Here is a 15,572-nt window from a genome sequence, read left to right as displayed (position 1 = left end):
TCATGGAGTTTCGGGAGACGCCGCAGGCCCCTGCGCTGCGCTTCCAAGTCCTCGGTCCGGTCCAGGCCTGGCTCGACGGCACGCCCCTCTCCCTCGGTTCCCCCCAGCAGCAAGCCGTTCTGACCACCCTTCTGCTGCACTCCGGCCGCCTGGTCACCACCCAGGACCTGGTCGACGCGCTCTGGGGAGACCGTCCGCCGACCCAGGCCGTGGCCGCGCTGCGCACCTACATCTCCCGCCTGCGCTCCGTCATCGAGCCCCGGCGCGCGGTGCGCCGGCCCGCCGAGCTGCTGATCTCGGTCGCCGACGGCTACGCCCTGCGCATCCCGGGCGAGGCCCTCGACCTGACGGTCTTCGAGCGCCTCTCCGCCGAGGCCGCAGCTGCACGTGCCTCCGGCGACCGGCACGAGGCGCACCGACTGCTCGTAGAGGCGCTAGGCCTGTTCAGCGGCCGTCCGCTCACCGGAATCCCCGGACCCTACGCCGACGCCCAGCGGCTGCGGCTCGCCGAACGCCAGGTAGCCGCCGCCGAGGAACTGTGCGCCGCCGCCCTCGACATCGGTCTGCACGCCGAGATCGTCGGCGAGCTCAACAACCTGACCGCCGAACACCCGCTGCGCGAGCGGCTGCGCGAACTGCTGATGCTGGCGCTGTACCGCTGCGGCCGCCAAGCCGAGGCGCTCGGTGTCTACACCGACACCCGCAAGCTGCTGATCGAGGAGCTCGGGGTCGAACCGGGCGCGGGCCTGTCCGCGATGCACACCCGCATCCTCGCCGCCGACCCTGACCTCGTCCTCCCCGCCGCACCCGCTGCCACGACCCGCGAGGACGGTCCGGCCGCGCCCCCGGCTCCGGCCCAACTACCCGCTGACGTATCGGACTTCAGTGGCCGCTCGGAGCTGGTCGGTGAGCTCTCGGCGGTCCTGATGAACGCCACCGGGCAGGCCGTGGTGGTCACCTCGCTGGCAGGCATCGGCGGAGTCGGCAAGACCACCCTCGCGGTGCACGTCGCCCATCGCGTCCGCGCCGAGTTCCCGGACGGGCAACTCTACGTCGACCTGCGCGGAGCAGGCACCTCACCGGCCGACCCGGTGGTCGTCCTGGGTGACTTCCTGCACGCGCTCGGCGTCACCGAGAACCCCGACTCGCTGGAACAGCGGTCCGCCCTCTATCGCTCGCTGCTCGCCAACCGTCGGATGCTGATCCTGCTCGACAACGCGCGCGACGCGGACCAGATCCAGCCGCTCATCCCCGGGGTCTCCGGCTGCGCGGTGCTCGCCACCAGCCGCTCCCGGCTCGCCGGTATCCCCGGCGCCCAGCTCTTCGACGTCGAAGAGCTGACGCCTGACGAGGCACTGGCGCTGTTCTCGGCCATCGTCGGCGATCAGCGCGTCGCCGCCGAGCCGGAGGCGGCCATGAAGGTGGTCACCGCCTGCGGTTTCCTCCCGCTGGCCGTCCGCATCGCCGCCGCCCGGCTGGCCAGCCGCCCGCGCTGGAGCGTCTCCGACCTGGCTAGCCGGTTAGCCGACCAACGACGGCGACTGGACGAACTCCAGCTCGGCAACCTCGCTGTGGAGACCACCATCGGGCTCGGCTACGGACAGCTGTCCGCAACCGAGGCCCGCGCCTTTCGGTTGCTCGCCCTGATCGACTCGCCCGACATCCCGCTGGCGGCGGCCGCGGCGCTGCTAGGTGTGGACGAGTACACCGCCGAGGACCTCGCCGAGGCGCTGGTTGAGGCGAACATGCTGGAGTGCTTCACTCCCGGCCGCTACCGCTACCACGACCTGCTCCGGCTCTACGCCCAGCGACAGAACGAGCGGATCGGCGACACCGCGGACCAGGAGCGAGCGGTCATGCGGCTACTCGACCTGCTCATCCCGACTGTCCGCAACGCGACCCAGGTCATCGAACCGGACGACCCGCTGCCCGAACTGCTGTCCACACTCACCTCGCCGGGGCTCGGTCTGTCGACGAGCCCGGCCGCGCAGGAATGGCTCCGCGCCGAGGGCGCCCTGTTGCTAAGCGCCATGGCCGCAGCAGCGAACGGCTCCCGCACCTCGCAGCACGCGGCGATCGACCTGCTGATCCTGCTGTACGGCCTCGGGCCGGACGCCACCCACGGCCCGCAGGTGGTGCCGGTGCTGGAGACCATCGGCCGTGCGGCGGAGCAACGCGGCGACCACGCAGCGCTCGCCAGGGTTCATTTCGCCCTCGGCACCCTGCAGTCCGTCACCAGCGACTTCCAGCGGTCCGAGCAGTCATTCCGCCGAAGCCTGGACCACCAGGCACCCAACGAGCCGACCGTCCTGCTCCTGGCCACGGCCAACATGCTGGGCGTGATCCTCAACGTCGGCAACCGTCCGGCCGAAGCCCTGCGGTTCCTCGAACAGGCCCGGGCCACCAGCCAGGCCGTCGGCGCGCCGATCCTTGAGGCTCGGGTCGTCAGCAACATGGCCCGCGTGCAGCACCGGCTCGGCATGGCCGAGACGGCGATCCAGTCCGCCGGCGACGGCGTCGCCGCCGCCCGGACGTCCAACAACGGCCCGCTGCTCGCCCAGACCCTCTACCAGCTCGGCGTGGTGCTCTCCACCGCCGAGGCCGTCCCGCACCTGCGGGAGGCCCACCAGCTGTTCCAGTCCCAGCAGAACGCGCTCTGGGAGGGCTACGCCCTGGCCCGTCTTGCCTCCGCCCTGCTCGCCGCCGAGCAGCACACCGAGGCCGCCGAGGCGGCCGGCGCGTCTCTGGCGATCGGGCAGGAGATGGACTTCGTCTACTGCCAGGGCCTGGCCAACGCCGCCCTAGGCGAGGCGCTGCTCGCCCTGGCCCAGCCGGCCCGCGGGCTCGCCTGTCTCCAGGAGGCGCACGCGATCTTCACGCGGCTCGGTGTGCCGGAGGCCTCCCCCGTGGCGGACCTCATTTCCCGTCAGCACACCGAGCCCATCTCTTCTCCCCCCGCGCCGTAAGGCCTCCGCCCCCCAGCGGAGCGCCTTCCCCGTTCCGCGCGTCGGCGCTCCCGCAGCCCCCCGGCTGCGGGAGCGCCCTCAACGCTTCCCCGGCGCTGGACTCAACTGTGCACCGAGCCGATTGACGTTCGATAAACGTCCGATTGTCAGCCTGCGGACTGGTGAAACCGCAGGTCAGCGCCGTCACCCCGGCGCGACATCCGGCGCGCGGGGCCCTGCCCACCACCCCCGCCCGCACCGTAGTGCTTCCGCGAACCCGGGCCACACCGGCCCAAGCACGACGAGTTGGCTGGAAAGGGACCCCATGGCGCAGTGATCACGCATATTCTCAGATGCCAGTACGCACACGAGTGTCTGCCGGGAACGTGTCGGGGTGCAGTCCGCCTGTGTGATGCGAAGTGATGCGGGGAGCGTGACGTACCGCCACCGGCAGCGGCCCGCGAGGCTGTGGAGGAGCCGACCGGAGGCCACAGGTGGAAGGGTGCCTCTCAACGTGACGACCGGCCAGATATCCGATTCGTTCCCGGTCGGCGAGGACGCCGACGACGACGAACCCGACGTGCGGCGGCGCCGTGCGGCGCGGGCCCTGCAGGCGGTCGCCTTCGACACCATCGGCGCCGGGTACGGCGAGGCCTTCCCCGCCAAGGACGGGCAGCTGGAGTGCGGGAAGCAGCTGCTCACGGCGCTCGAACCCGGGGCCCGGGTGCTGGACGTGGGCTGCGGCACCGGCGAGCCGACCGTCCGCCAGCTGGCCGCCGGCGGGCTGCGGGTGACCGGGGTGGACCTCTCGGACGTGATGCTCGCGCTGGCCCGTCAGGCGAACCACCCCGGCCCGTTCCCGCCCGATTTCCATCGGATCGACCTGTACGATCTGGACACCGAGCGCGCCGACCGGGTCTGGGGCGTCCCCGGGCTCGGCCCGGAGGGCCACGGCACCTTCGCCGCCGTCACCGCGTTCTTCTCCCTGATCCTGCTGCCGCAGGACGAGATCCCGACCGTGCTCGGGCGGTTGCGCGAACTCCTGCGACCGGGCGGACTGCTGGCGCTCGGTATGGTCGAGGCGGACCTGGATCACGTTCCGCTTCCGTTCCTTGGCAGAGAGCTGCGGATCAGTGGGTATCTGCGGGAGGATCTGGAACGGGTTCTGGTCGCGGCCGGTTTCGCCGTCGAGGAGTGCTCGGGGCATCCGTACGCGCCGGCCAGTACCACGCTGCCGCCGGAGGAACAGCTGTTCCTGTGCTGTCGACGCGTCGGCTGATCGACCGCCCGACCAGCACACCCACCGACCAGTACACCCACCGCCCAGCCCACCCACCGACCACACCGAATCCAGGACAGGCAGCCGTGCGCGACCAGCTCAAGACCGAGGCGGAGCAGCCGCCCGCCGTCCCGGGCCAGCGCCGCCGGGTCCCGGCCCGGCCGGAAGCAAAGTTCGGGGCCGCGGCCCCGGCGAAGTCGCCGACGGCACGGCCGGACCGCACCGGGGCGGCGGACGGGCTGGCCGACCGCCTCGCCTACCTCGACGCGGCGACCCGACGGATCAACAGCGCCCTCGACCTGTCCGCGACCCTGCGCAACATCGGCCGGGTGCTGGTCCCGACCCTCGCCGACGCGGCCGTCGTCCACCTGCGCGACCCGCTGCCCAACGTCGAGCGCGAGCCCGGCTTCCCGGACGAGCTGCGGATCCACCACAGCACCGGCACCCGGATCGGCCGGCGCGGCCGCAAGGGCGGCGTGGACGACCGGCACCGCTCCCGGTTCGGCTCCCGCTCCACCGCCGACCCGGGCCCGGCCGTCCCGGTCACCCGCGGCGGCGCGCTGGCGCACGTCCTGCTGAGCCGCCGCCCGGCCGAGTCGGCCGTCCTGGGCGCGCCCGCGGCCGATCGCACCGAGACGCTGCTGCGCGAGCTGTACGGCCCCCGCGGGCTGGCCCGGCTGGCCGCCGGCACCTCCGTCCTCGCTCTGCCGCTGCGCGGCCGCAAGGCCGTCCTCGGGCTGCTGGTGCTGATCCGGCGGCCCCCTGAACGCACCGGCCGTCCGGCCTTCGACCCGGCCGACACCGCGACCGCCGCGCACCTGGCCACCCAGGCCGGGCTGGCGGTGGACACCGCGCTGCGGTACGCCCGCGAGTGGGAGATAGCCAACGAACTCCAGCGCAGCATGCTGCCGTTGCGGCTGCCGCAGCCGCACGGCGTCCGGCTCGCCCAGCGCTACCTGCCCGGCGAGCGCGGCGCGCAGGTCGGCGGCGACTGGTACGACGCGGTGCCGCTGCCCGGCAACCGGGTCGCCCTGATCGTCGGCGACGTGATGGGCCACTCGCTCACCTCGGCCGCCATCATGGGTCAACTGCGCACCAGCGCCCAGACCTTGGCCGCTCTCGACCTGCCGCCGCACGAGGTGCTCTACCACCTGGACGAGCAGGCCCAGCGGCTCGGCCGCGAACAGCACCTGGCCACCTGCGTGTACGCGGTGTACGACCCGATCGCCAACCGGGTGGTGCTGGCCAACGCCGGGCACGTCCCACCGGTGCTGGTCCGCCCGGACGGCACGGCCGAGCTGGTGGAGCTGGACTCCGGGGCGCCGATCGGAGTCGGCGGGGTGGACTTCAACTCCGTCGAACTGCCCGCGCCGCCCGGCTCGGCGCTGCTGCTGTTCACCGACGGCCTGGTGGAGACCCGCAGCCGTCCGATCAGCGACGGCCTGGAGGTGCTCCGCGCCAGGATCGCCGCCGCCCGCTGGCAGTCCCCCGAGCAGCTGTGCCAGGAGGCACTGCGGATCCTGCCGCCCGGGGACCGCGGTGACGACATCGCCCTGCTCGGCGCCTGCTTCGACGGCATCCCGGCCGGGGACGTCGCGCACTGGTACCTGCAGCCGCGCAACGAGACGCCGGGCCGGGCGCGCCGGCTGGCCGCGCACACCCTGCGCCGCTGGGGGCTGGACGAGCTGAGCGAGGCGACCGAGCTGATGGTCAGCGAGCTGGTGACCAACGCCGTCCAGCACGCGACCCGGCCGGTCACCCTGAGCCTGGTGCGCACCACCCGGCTGCGCTGCGAGGTCGGCGACGACAGCCCGCTGCTGCCGCGGCCGCGCCGTACCGGCCCGGAGGACGAACGCGGGCGCGGGCTGCAGATAGTGGCCCGGTGCGCGGACCGCTGGGGCGCCACCCGGCTGGGCACCGGCAAGGTGGTCTGGTTCGAACAGCGGCTGCCCCAGTAGCCGCCGGCTCCGTCACAGCCCCGGATCTGCCGGGCGCCCGGCGGGAAACCGCTCCCACCGGGCGCATCGAAGGGTGCGTCGAAGGGGCCGTCACACCCCGGCGGGCTCCTTCACCGGCTTCTCCTCCAGCCGGGCGATCAGCTGCTCGCCCTCCATGTCGACCTTCGGCACGACCTTCTCCAGTCGCTTCGGGAACCACCAGGCCGCCTTGCCGAACAGCGCCATCGCGGCCGGTACCAGCGCCATCCGCACCACGAAGGCGTCCACCAGCACGCCCACCGCGAGGGCGAAGCCGATCGGCTGGACGATCGGGTCGTGGCCGAAGACGAAGGCCCCGAACACCGAGATCATGATCAGCGCGGCCGCGGTCACCACCCGGGCGCCGCCCTTCACCCCGCCGACGACCGCCTCGCGCGGCTCCTTGCCGTGGACGTACTGCTCCTTCATCCCGGAGACCAGGAACAGCTCGTAGTCCATCGCCAGCCCGAACAGCACGCCGATCAGCAGGATCGGCACGAAGCTGACCACCGGGCCGACCTTGGGCACGTCGATCAGGCCGTCCAGCCAGCCCCACTGGTAGACCGCGACCACCGCGCCGAGCGAGGCCACGATGCTGAGCAGGAAGCCGAGCACCGCCTTGAGCGGCACCAGCACCGAGCGGAAGGCCAGCGCCAGCAGCAGCAGGGCGATGCCGACGATCACCGCGACGAACGGCGGCAGGGCCTGGCCGAGCTTGGTGGAGACGTCGATGTTGGCGGCCGTGGTGCCGGTGACGGCGATGCTCGCGCCGGTCGCGGACTTGAGTGAGGCGCGCTGGTCGCGGATCTCGTTGACCAGCGCCTTGGTGTCCGCGTGGTCCGGGCCGGTCTGCGGTATGACGGGCACCAGGGCGGTCCGGCTGGCCTGGTCGACGGTCGGCGGCAGCAGCGTCCTGACACCCTTCAGGGTCTGCAGCTCGCCCGCCACGGCCTGCACCGCCTGCTCCGGCCGCGGCGCGTCATGGGCGTCCACGACGACCACCAGCGGCGCGTTGAAGCCGGGCCCGAAGCTCTCGCTGACCAGGTCGTACGCCTTGCGGCCGTCCGTCCCGACGGCCTGCGAACCGCCGCCCGGCAGGCCGAGCTCAAGGCTCGCGGCGGGCACCGCGAGGGCGCCCAGCCCGGCCAGGCCGACCAGCAGCACCGGCAGCGGGCGGCGGACCACGAAGCGGGCCCAGCGCTCGCCCACGGTGGTCCGGCCGTGCGTGGTCAGCGCCCGCCTCCAGACCGGCAGCCGGTCGATCGCGCGGCCGGCGAAGCCGAGCACCGCGGGCAGCAGGGTGATCGCGACCAGGACGGCGACCACGACGGCGCCGGAGGCGGCCAGCCCCATCACGGTGAGGAACGGGACGCCGGCCACCGCCAGCCCGGCGAGCGCGACCACCACGGTCAGGCCGGCGAAGACCACCGCGCTGCCGGCGGTCGCGGTGGCCCGGGCGGCGGCCTCCTCGGGCTCCAGGCCCTCGTCCAGGTTGCGGCGGTGCCGGAAGAGGATGAACAGCGCGTAGTCGATGCCGACCGCGAGGCCGACCATCAGCGCCAGCACCGGCGCGGTGGTGATGATCTCGAACGAACCGGTGAGCGCCAGCAGGGCGCCCATGGCCACGCCGACGCCGATCAGGGCGGTCAGCAGCGGGAGCCCGGCGGCGACCAGGGTGCCCAGGGTGACCACCAGCACCACCCCGGCGACCACCAGGCCGATCGACTCGGTGCCGCCCTCGATCTGGGCGAACCGGTTGTACGCGTCGCCGCCGAAGGCGACGTCCAGGCCGGCCGCGCGGGCCGGTTCGGCGGCGGTCTTCACGGCCTCGCGCTGCTGGTCGGTGACCTCGGCGAGCTTGTGGTCGAAGGAGACCAGCGCGATCGCGACCTTCCCGTCCGGGGAGACGGCACCGGTGGCGTACGGGTCGGGCACCGCGGCCACGCCGGGGACGTGGGCGATCCGGTCGACGGCCTCGCCCACCGCCTTGCCCGCCCCGGGTGCCTTGATGCCGCCGGAGTCCTTGGCGGCGAAGACGATCTGCGCGGAGCCGTGGCCCTGCGCCGGGAAGGTGCCCTTGATCTTGTCCAGGGTGCTCTGGGCCTCGGTGCCGGGGACCTTGAACTCGTCGCTGGTCTTGCCGGCGAAGGCCCCGGCGGCGCCGCCGATCGCGATCAGCAGGGCGATCCAGACGGCCAGCACGGCCCGCCTTCTCCGGAAGCAGTAGCGGCCCAGCCGATACAGGTACGTGGCCATGGGTTCCCTCGGTCGGATCGTCGGACAGGCGACTGCCTGAGCGGACCCGTCTCACGGTAGCCCCAAGTTTGTCGAGTGACAAAGTTGGGCGACAAAATCATCCGACACGGTTGCCCGACCATGGCGCTACCCTGGCTGAATGGCTCACGTCCCCGCCTCCGAACGCCGACCACAACTGGTCCGGGCCGCGATCGACCTGATGACCCGGGAAGGGGTCGCCGCCGGCAGCACCCGCGCGATCGCGGCCGAGCTGGGCGTGGCACAGGCGACGGTGCACTACACCTTCGGCACCAAGAAGGACCTCTACCGGTCCGTCGTCGAGGAGGTGGCCGCCCAGTTCATCGACCAGGTGCGCGCCGCATCCCCGGGCGACGGCCCGTTCGGCGAGCAGGTCCGCACCCTGGTGCACGCGCTCTGGGCCGCCGCCACCGGCGAGGAGGGGCGCTGCGTGCTGCTGAGCGAGTTCTCGGCGCTGGCGATGCGCGATCCCGACGTACGGGAGATCATGCTCGGACTGGACCGCGCGATCGAGGGCACCGCCACCGAGATGCTCACCGCCCTCGCGGCCGCCCACCGACTGACCCTGGCCGTGCCCGCCCGCGAGATCGCCGTCCACTTCCTCAGCGGCTTCGACGGCCTGACGGCCCGCCACCTCACCGGGCACTCCCCCGGCGAGCCCGCCGACCCGGACACCCTGCGGGCACTGGACCTGCTGGTGGCCACGACGGTCGGGCTCTGCCTGGGCACCCCCGCCGCAGTCGGCCGGGTCGCCTGAAGCCGCCTGCCGAGGGCGGGTCCGCAGGCCCGCCCGGCGGGAATCGTCAGACCGGCCTCAGGAGACGATCCGGACCGGCAGTTCGGCCAGCACCTCGCGCAGCGCGGCCGCGAAGCGCTCGTACTCCGCGCTGCGGGCCGAGCCCGGGCGGGTGGCCAGCCCGATCCGGCGGCCGGGCGCCGGATCGGCGAAGCGGACGGCGGCCAGCCGGTCGGCGCGGCCGGCCTCGACGTCCAGCGCGGTGGCGGGCAGCAGGGTCACCCCGAGACCCCCGGCGACCAGCTGGACCAGGGTGGACAGCCCGGCCGCGCGGGTGGTGGAGCCGGCCGGGTCGGCGCCGACCTCGCGGCAGATGTCCAGCGCCTGGTCGCGCAGGCAGTGCCCCTCCTCCAGCAGCAGCACGTCCAGGTCGAGCAGCACGTCGCGCGGGACGTCGCTCCGCCCGGCGAGCGGGTGCCCGGGCGGGGTGACCAGGACGAAGTCCTCCTCGAACAGCGGGATGTCCCGGGTCGGCGAGGCCCCGCCGGCCGGCAGCGCGAGCAGCAGCACGTCCAGGCGCCCGGCGGCCAGACCCTCCAGCAGCGAGGGGGTGCGCTCCTCGTGGACGTGCAGTTCCAACTCCGGAAACCGGTCGCGGACCAGCTTCAGCACCAGGGGCAGGAGATACGGCGCGACGGTCGGGATCACGCCCAGGTGCAGCGGCCCGGTGAACGGCCGGCGGGCGGCCTCGACCTCCTCGGTCAGCGCCTGCAGCGAGGCCAGCACCCGACGGGCGTGCTGGTGCACCCGCTCCCCCAGCGGCGTGACGATCACCTTGCGCGTCGTACGCTCGACCAGCTGGGCGCCCAGCGACTCCTCCAGCGCCGCGACCGCCCCGGACAGCGCCGGCTGGCTGGTCCCGGTCGCGGCGGCGGCCTCCCGGAAGTGCCGGTGCTCGGCCACCGCAACGAAGGCCCTGAGCTGGGCGACCGTCGGCGTGCGGGGGCTGCGGGCCGTGGCGCTCGTCACAGCCGGATCGGCCTTGGCGGCGGCGGACCTGCGGGCGGCGGGCCGGGGTGCGGGCGGTTCAGTACTGATAGCAATCTCCGATCAGACACATCCAGTGTAGCTATTTCTCTGATCAGTCCACGATGTGGAATCGTGGGTCGTGTCCGGAATCCGGACAAAGCTCCCCACAGTCTCACTTCAGGAGAAGCGAACGTGCTCACGATCGGTGACAAGTTCCCCGAGTTCGACCTCAAGGCCTGTGTCGACCTCGACGCCGCGAACGCCTTCGCCGACATCAACCACAAGTCCTACGAGGGCAAGTGGAAGATCGTCTTCTTCTGGCCGATGGACTTCACCTTCGTCTGCCCCACCGAGATCGCCGCGTTCGGCAAGCTGAACGACGAGTTCGCCGACCGCGACGCCCAGATCCTCGGCGTCTCCGGCGACTCCGAGTTCGTGCACCACGCCTGGCGCAAGGACCACAAGGACCTGCGCGACCTGCCCTTCCCGATGCTGGCCGACGTCAAGCACGACCTGATGCGCGCCTGCGGCGTCGAGGCCGAGGACGGCACCGCCCAGCGCGCCGTGTTCATCGTCGACCCGAACAACGAGATCCAGTTCGTCATGGTGACCGCCGGCTCCGTCGGCCGTAACCCCAAGGAGGTCCTGCGGGTGCTGGACGCCCTGCAGACCGACGAGCTGTGCCCGTGCAACTGGAACAAGGGCGAGGACACCCTCGACGCCCAGGCCCTCCTGGCGGGCTGACCCATGGCCCTCGACGACCTGAAGGCCGCCCTCCCGGACTACGCCAAGGACCTCAAGCTCAACCTGGGCTCGGTCATCGGCAACTCCGACCTCCCGGCCCAGCAGCTCTGGGGCACCGTGCTCTCCTGCGCGATGGCCACCCGCAGCCCCGGCCTGCTGCGCGAGCTGGAGCCCGAGGCCAAGGCCAACCTCTCCCCGGAGGCGTACACCGCCGCCAAGGGCGCGGCCGCGATCATGGGGATGAACAACGTCTACTACCGGACGCTGCATCTGCTCTCCGACAAGGAGTACAGCACGATGCGCGCCGGCCTGCGGATGAACATCATCGGCACCCCCGGCGTCGAGAAGATCGACTTCGAGCTCTGGTGCTTCGCGGTCTCCGCCATCAACGGCTGCGGCCAGTGCCTCGACTCGCACGAGGCCGTCCTGCGCAAGGCCGGCGTCGAGCGTGAGGTCATCCAGGCCTCGATGAAGATCGCCGCCGTCCTGCAGGCCGTGGCCGGCGTCCTCGACTCCGAGGCCGCCCTCGCCGCCGTCAGCTCCTGACGCACCCGGCACGACGCCGACGGGCCCCTCCGCTCCAGGAGGGGCCTGTCGGCGTTTCCGCGTCCCGGACCCTCCCAACTCCGCTACAGTGCAGGGCGATCCGTACACGACATTCGGTCCGAGGGGGCCCGCGGTGTCCGACCACCCTTCGCATTGCGGCAGCTTCCAGATCGACGCCGACGCGCTCCACGAGGCAGCCGGAACGGCGAGCACGACCGCGGCCCGGATCCCCGGCCGGACCAAGGCCGTCCTCGACTCCTCCCACCAGGCCGTCGCCGCTCTGTCGGGACTCCGGTGCGCCGCCGCGCTCGACACCTGCACCGACGCCTGGCACACGCTCCTGGACGACCTCCGCACCTCGATGAGCCGACACGGCCGGCAGCTCGAAGAGGCCGCCCGCCGGTACCGGGGCACCGACCACCAGATCACCATCCGGTTCGGCCCGACGGCGGAGCAACAGCAGAACTTCGTCCGGCACTTCGGTTAGGGGCCGACGACCGTGGATCTCGCGACGCTGCGCGACACCGACTTCGCCGCCCTCCACGCCGCCGCCGACGCGTACGACAAACTGCACGGCGCCTTCGGACAGCACCTGGAGAGCTGGCACAGCGGGGTCGACCAGCGGCTCGCCGCCTCCGGCTGGACCGGACCGGCGGCCGACGCGGCGACGCCCTCCTTGCAGCTCACCACCGGCGAGTTGAGGGCCGCCCACTCCGAGGTCGGCCAGATCGGCAAGGTCCTCCGGACCGGCGCGGACGCCCTGGTCCTCGTCCAGTCCGCCCTGCGCAAGGCCCTGGAGGACGTGAGGACCGCCGGCATGTCGGTCAACGAGCACGGCGCCGTCACATGGGGGCCCGCCCCCTACGCCGACCAGCACGACCCCGAGTACCGGAAGAGCCGCGAGCGCACCGCCACGGCACTCGCCGCCCGCATCGGCACCGCCCTCACCGAGGCCGGCACCATCGACCAGGCCGTCGCCGCCCGGCTCCAGCACTACACCACCCGCGCCCACGACGGCACCGGCCTCGACCCGGACTCGGCCGGCCAGGACCAGCTCGACCCGAACCTCGCCGTACGGACCCTGCTCCGCGTCGCCGTGCCGCGGGACGGCGCCCCACCGACCGAGGTGAACGCCTGGTGGAACGGACTCCCCGCCGACGAACAACAACGGCTGATCAAGGACCACCCGGACCTCGTCGGCAACCGCGACGGCATCCCCGCCCTCGCCCGGGACCGGGCCAACCGGGCCCTCCTGGCGCAGCACCTCGCCACGTACGAGGGCCACCCACCGCCGCTCTCCGACAAGGACGAGCTCAGACTCGCGGGCTTCCGCAAGATCAACGAGCGGTTGGAGGAGGCCGAGGGACAGGACCCGCCGGTCCTCCTGCTCGGCATCGGCGCGGAGGGCCAGGGCCGCGCCATCCTCTCCTTCGGCAATCCCGACACCGCCCAGAACGTCACGTCCCTCGTCGGCGGCATGGGCACCGAACTCCAACGCATCGGCGGCGGCGACGCCGACCGGGCCAAGGCGGTGTACGACTCGGCCCTGCGCGCCGACCCCACCCGCAGCACGGCGTCGATCGCGTGGCTGGGCTACGACGCGCCGCTCTCCCCTCAGCGGACCCTCGACTTCGGCCGCGCCCGGAGCGGAGTCGACGCCTACCGCACCTTCCTCGAAGGGCAACGCGTCACGCACCAGGGACCGCCGGCCCACGTCACGGCACAGGGACACAGCTTCGGCTCGCTCCTGGTCGGCCTCGCCGCGCGGAAGCCGGCCGGACTGGCGGCAGACGACATCATCCTGGTCGGCAGCCCCGGCACCGACGCCTTCCACGCCTCCGAGCTCTCGGTGGGAGCCGCCCACACCTACGTCGGCGCCGCCGGCTGGGACTACGTCTCGCACGCCGGCTGGTACACCCGGGACCCGGCGAGCGCCGACTTCAGCGCCCAGCGCTTCGCCGTGGACGTCGGGTCGGCCGACGGCACCGCGCACTCGTCCTACTGGGACGACGGCCCCCATGACGACCACACCTCGATCGACAACATCGGAGAGATCGTCAGCGGTCACGGCGACCGGATCACGAAGGCGGTCGGCCGCCGTGACTGACAGCACGCCGGAACCCCGTCCGCCCCGACCGTCGCTCGCCGAGGCGGCTAGGCGGCGCCGGCCACGTCCGACCCCGTCCTAGTCCACCGCCGGAGCCGGCTCCGCCGCCTGGGTCGGTTGCGCCGGTTGGGCCGCCGCCTTGTGCTCAGCGGCTTCGCGGGCGGCTTCGAGGGCGGTGAAGACAGCCTGGCCGGCCTCGTTGCGCTGGCGCAGGTGGGTGATCACGGTGTTGGTGACGGCGATCAGCGGGACGGCGACCACCGCGCCGCCGATGCCGCCGATGATGCCGCCGGCCGCGACACCGAGGACCACACCGAGCGGGTGGACCCGGACGGCGCGGCCGAGGATCAGCGGCTGGAGGATGTGACTCTCGACCTGCATCACCACGATCAGGATCACCAGCACCATCAGCGCCGTCCACGGCCCCTGGGTGACCAGGGCGATCAGGACCGCGACGGTGCCGGTGACCAGGGCGCCGACCAGCGGGACGAAGGCGCCCAGGAAGATGATCACGGCGAGCGGCACGGCCAGCGGCACGCCCAGCAGCTCGATGCCGGTGCCGATGCAGACCGCGTCGATGAAGGCCACGCCGACCGTGCCGCGCACGTACGCGGTGAGGGTGATCCAGGCCTTGGGACCGGCGCCGGCCATCGCGAAGCGGGAGTGCCGGGGCAGGCCGCGCAGGGCCCAGTTCCAGATCTTCGCCCCGTCGTACAGGAAGAAGAAGGTGGTGAAGAAGGTCATCAGCAGCGCGGTCAGGGTCTCGACGGCGATCTGCGCGCCGGTGATCGAAGCCGAGGTGAGCTGGTCCGTGTTGGTGGTGATGGCCTTGGTGATCTGGTTGGCGAAGTCGGTGATCTGCTGCTGGGTCAGGTGCAGCGGTCCGGTGACCAGCCAGTCCCGCAGCTGGTTGACGCCGGTCTTCACCTGGGTGGTGACGTCGGACAGATTGGTGGTCACCTGCCACACCACGAACCAGCCGACCAGCCCGATCCCGGCCAGGCCGCTGAGGAACACCCCGCCCGCCGCGAGCGAGCGCGGCACCCCGTGCCGGCGCAGCCAGGAGACGGAGGGTTCCAGCAGCGCGGAGATCAGCAGCGAGGCCAGCACCGAGAAGGCCACCAGCCGCAGCATGTCGACGACGTAGAAGACGACGTACAGCGCGGCGCCGAGCAGCAGCAGCCGCCAGGTCGATTCGGCCGCCACCCGCAGTCCCCAGGGCACCGCCTCGGCGGGGGTGGCGGGCCGGCCCGGATGGTACTCCCGCCCGAGCCCGGCGTTCGCGGCCGGGGCGGCCTGGGCGGCCTGGGCGGCAGGGGCCGCCGCGGACACCGGGGCCGTAGCCGTCGCCGTCGTCACGGCCGCCGCCGCGGCGGGCTCGACGGCTTCGGCTGCCGAGTCGACACGCGGCACCGGGACGGGCCCGGGCACCTCGGTGAGGGCCGGGACGACGGGAAGCTCGTGCGGGTCGGCCGCAATCGCGGCGCGTCGGCGCCGTTCGATCACGGCGGCCGCGCTCGCCACCACGGCCATGCCCTTGGCCACGGCCTTGAAGGCCTTTCCGCCCCGCGCCATCCTCGCTACCCACCGCTTCCCCGCTGTACCCGCCGAGCCGGCGGTACGCCGTGGGTCCTGCCACGGCCGTCAGGGATGACGCTACCCGGCGGGGGCCGGGCGAGTCCGCCCACCGGTGGGTTCGACTCGATCGCCTCATTCCACAAATTCGGACAAATCACCGGATTGCAGATGGTTTCGTCCACACGCCGCTGGGGAGGACTTCGAACGAGACCTCAGGGTCATCCCACTCAAGCCAACCTCCGGCGGACCGGCCGGTGCGGGGAGCAACCAGGACCCCTTCCCGCGCCCCACGTCCGCACCCAGGACCGCACCGCCCGCGGGCGCACTGGTCAGCGCAGCCCGGGCGGCGCGGCCCGCC

At 72.8% G+C, this 15,572-nt stretch carries 11 protein-coding genes; 8 read left to right on the top strand and 3 right to left on the bottom strand.

Annotated features, from left to right (window positions below):
• Positions 1 to 2 precede the first annotated feature (2 nt).
• The 3 genes from ACIRYZ_RS11015 to ACIRYZ_RS11005 all read left to right on the top strand — a co-directional run bounded on the left by ACIRYZ_RS11015 (position 3) and on the right by ACIRYZ_RS11005 (position 6,182).
• Positions 3 to 2,966, top strand: a complete 2,964-nt coding sequence (locus ACIRYZ_RS11015; protein WP_402942150.1) for an AfsR/SARP family transcriptional regulator — start codon at positions 3 to 5, stop codon at positions 2,964 to 2,966.
• Between the two features lie 481 nt (positions 2,967 to 3,447).
• Positions 3,448 to 4,224: a class I SAM-dependent methyltransferase gene (locus tag ACIRYZ_RS11010; protein ID WP_402942148.1), complete on the top strand. Its 777-nt coding sequence runs from the start codon at positions 3,448 to 3,450 to the stop codon at positions 4,222 to 4,224.
• Between the two features lie 86 nt (positions 4,225 to 4,310).
• Positions 4,311 to 6,182 carry a SpoIIE family protein phosphatase gene (locus ACIRYZ_RS11005; protein ID WP_402942146.1) on the top strand — a complete coding sequence of 624 codons (1,872 nt, stop codon included), beginning with the start codon at positions 4,311 to 4,313 and terminating at the stop codon, positions 6,180 to 6,182.
• 90 nt (positions 6,183 to 6,272) lie between these two features.
• On the opposite strand, the gene ACIRYZ_RS11000 is transcribed toward ACIRYZ_RS11005, so the two are convergent.
• Complete coding sequence (locus ACIRYZ_RS11000) at positions 6,273 to 8,456, bottom strand: MMPL family transporter (protein WP_402942144.1); 2,184 nt, start codon at positions 8,454 to 8,456, stop codon at positions 6,273 to 6,275.
• A gap of 139 nt (positions 8,457 to 8,595) precedes the next feature.
• Here ACIRYZ_RS11000 and ACIRYZ_RS10995 point away from each other — a divergent pair, with 139 nt between their 5' ends.
• Complete coding sequence (locus ACIRYZ_RS10995) at positions 8,596 to 9,231, top strand: TetR/AcrR family transcriptional regulator (protein WP_402942142.1); 636 nt, start codon at positions 8,596 to 8,598, stop codon at positions 9,229 to 9,231.
• A 57-nt stretch (positions 9,232 to 9,288) separates the two neighbouring features.
• Here ACIRYZ_RS10995 and ACIRYZ_RS10990 read toward each other — a convergent pair whose 3' ends face one another.
• Positions 9,289 to 10,239 carry a LysR substrate-binding domain-containing protein gene (locus ACIRYZ_RS10990; RefSeq protein ID WP_402942141.1) on the bottom strand — a complete coding sequence of 317 codons (951 nt, stop codon included), beginning with the start codon at positions 10,237 to 10,239 and terminating at the stop codon, positions 9,289 to 9,291.
• 192 nt (positions 10,240 to 10,431) lie between these two features.
• Here ACIRYZ_RS10990 and ACIRYZ_RS10985 point away from each other — a divergent pair, with 192 nt between their 5' ends.
• The 4 genes from ACIRYZ_RS10985 to ACIRYZ_RS10970 all read left to right on the top strand — a co-directional run bounded on the left by ACIRYZ_RS10985 (position 10,432) and on the right by ACIRYZ_RS10970 (position 13,636).
• The gene (locus ACIRYZ_RS10985; RefSeq protein ID WP_393033293.1) at positions 10,432 to 10,983 is read left to right on the top strand and encodes a peroxiredoxin; all 552 of its coding nucleotides are present in this window, start codon (positions 10,432 to 10,434) and stop codon (positions 10,981 to 10,983) included.
• Positions 10,984 to 10,986: 3 nt separating this feature from the next.
• A complete protein-coding gene (locus ACIRYZ_RS10980) occupies positions 10,987 to 11,529 on the top strand; it encodes an alkyl hydroperoxide reductase (RefSeq protein ID WP_402942138.1) in 543 nt (180 codons plus the stop codon).
• Between the two features lie 133 nt (positions 11,530 to 11,662).
• Positions 11,663 to 12,016 (top strand): hypothetical protein, encoded by a 354-nt coding sequence (locus tag ACIRYZ_RS10975; RefSeq protein ID WP_402942137.1) that lies wholly within the window; start codon positions 11,663 to 11,665, stop codon positions 12,014 to 12,016.
• 12 nt (positions 12,017 to 12,028) lie between these two features.
• Positions 12,029 to 13,636: an alpha/beta hydrolase gene (locus tag ACIRYZ_RS10970; protein WP_402942135.1), complete on the top strand. Its 1,608-nt coding sequence runs from the start codon at positions 12,029 to 12,031 to the stop codon at positions 13,634 to 13,636.
• A gap of 78 nt (positions 13,637 to 13,714) precedes the next feature.
• On the opposite strand, the gene ACIRYZ_RS10965 is transcribed toward ACIRYZ_RS10970, so the two are convergent.
• On the bottom strand, positions 13,715 to 15,211 hold the full coding sequence (locus ACIRYZ_RS10965; protein ID WP_402942133.1) for an AI-2E family transporter: 1,497 nt from the start codon (positions 15,209 to 15,211) through the stop codon (positions 13,715 to 13,717).
• Positions 15,212 to 15,572: the final 361 nt, after the last annotated feature.

The organism is Kitasatospora sp. NPDC101155 (genome assembly GCF_044768305.1).
Taxonomy (GTDB): domain Bacteria; phylum Actinomycetota; class Actinomycetes; order Streptomycetales; family Streptomycetaceae; genus Kitasatospora.
Note: the sequence above shows the minus strand (reverse complement) of the source record. Positions and strands in the feature narration are given on the sequence as shown.

Excerpts from the sequence above, each read along its gene's own strand:
- ACIRYZ_RS11015 (WP_402942150.1), top strand. The coding sequence starts at position 3 with ATGGAGTTTCGGGAGACGCCGCAGGCCCCTGCGCTGCGCTTCCAAGTC.
- ACIRYZ_RS11000 (WP_402942144.1), bottom strand. The coding sequence starts at position 8,456 with ATGGCCACGTACCTGTATCGGCTGGGCCGCTACTGCTTCCGGAGAAGG.
- ACIRYZ_RS10980 (WP_402942138.1), top strand. The coding sequence starts at position 10,987 with ATGGCCCTCGACGACCTGAAGGCCGCCCTCCCGGACTACGCCAAGGAC.
- ACIRYZ_RS10995 (WP_402942142.1), top strand. The coding sequence starts at position 8,596 with ATGGCTCACGTCCCCGCCTCCGAACGCCGACCACAACTGGTCCGGGCC.
- ACIRYZ_RS10965 (WP_402942133.1), bottom strand. The coding sequence starts at position 15,211 with ATGGCGCGGGGCGGAAAGGCCTTCAAGGCCGTGGCCAAGGGCATGGCC.